The following is a 1,079-nucleotide window of genomic DNA, read 5'->3' on the forward strand; positions in this document are numbered from 1 at the left end:
AGACCGCTATGACGGCCGTAATTAACAGTGAAGCAGCCCGAACGGCTCTTGTAAGTTCCAGTGTCGCAAGAAAAGCACTCAAAGCATCCTCTCTGGCCGTTGAAATGTCCCTTGTTTCCTCTGACGGGCAGTATTGGAATAGCATCGGAACAAAAACGATGCGCGGTTTGATTCTCTACACAAAGGCCGGTAACACCGATAATGCTTTCACGATCACAAAGGTTGACAGCACCACACTTGCCTCTAATAATAACGCAAGAAACGCCGCAACCAGCGGAAGTACAGGATATAAGGATTGGTTGGAAGCCTTCCCGAATAGCTCGTGGGTCCTGTCCAGTATTACCTTTTACGCCTATTACCGGACCACAAAAATCAAGTATATTCCATGCTAAAACCAGTGCTTCGGTAATACGCATTAACATTCTAATGCGCACGCAACCGCGGTGATAACGCCGTATTCACCGACTTTCTCGGTTGTTTTGCAGTATCCAGACGTAACATTCAGCTTAAACCGGCCCATAAGCGCCTATATAAAGCTGCGTGATACGTCTTAGAATGTTAATGCGTAGCAAAATACTACTTGGCAAAGGCGAAAATACCGCAGCAGTAAGCGTCGCCGTTCTCGGTAAATGTGCAGCCGCCAATGCAGATATATTTAGCTTGTACGCCGCCAGTAGTGTAGTCGTCGGTGCTTTGACCGCCACCGGCTCTCGTGCTGATACTGCCTGCCGTAGTTTTCGTCTGAAGATGTGCAACGGTACCGGTAACGGAATTTCCGTTGCTCCATGCACCGATTTTCTTGCACAAGAATACAGATTCATTTGCGGTCGCGGTAGTATCAGTATTGCCGCCGGAAATAGCGCGTTTAGCTCCAGAATCAATATTGTCGAACTTCTGGCTGAAATAAGTGCTGTTTCCAACGGTAGAAAGCAATTTATCGTAATTACTCTGTAAATACGAACTTCCGGCAAGTTGAGTGCGTGCTGTACTGTTCTTCAGTGCCGCATTGAACGCCAATGCAGACGAGCATACCGCCGTCATAGCGGTCTGGGACGAAGCCACAGCCGCCATAGCGGTCT

General features: G+C 48.2%; 2 protein-coding genes. One reads left to right on the forward strand and one right to left on the reverse strand.

The annotated features are described in order from the left end of the window. The coding region (locus tag DW806_RS15555) for a hypothetical protein (protein WP_207665005.1) at positions 1–392 on the forward strand (392 nt) is incomplete at its 5' end. Between the two features lie 184 nt (positions 393–576). Here the strand turns inward: DW806_RS15555 and DW806_RS14955 are convergent. Next, the coding region (locus DW806_RS14955; RefSeq protein WP_158578402.1) for a hypothetical protein at positions 577–1,079 on the reverse strand (503 nt) is incomplete at its 5' end.

It is taken from the genome of Butyricicoccus sp. AM32-19 (assembly GCF_003480365.1).
GTDB lineage: Bacteria > Bacillota > Clostridia > Oscillospirales > Butyricicoccaceae > Agathobaculum > Agathobaculum butyriciproducens.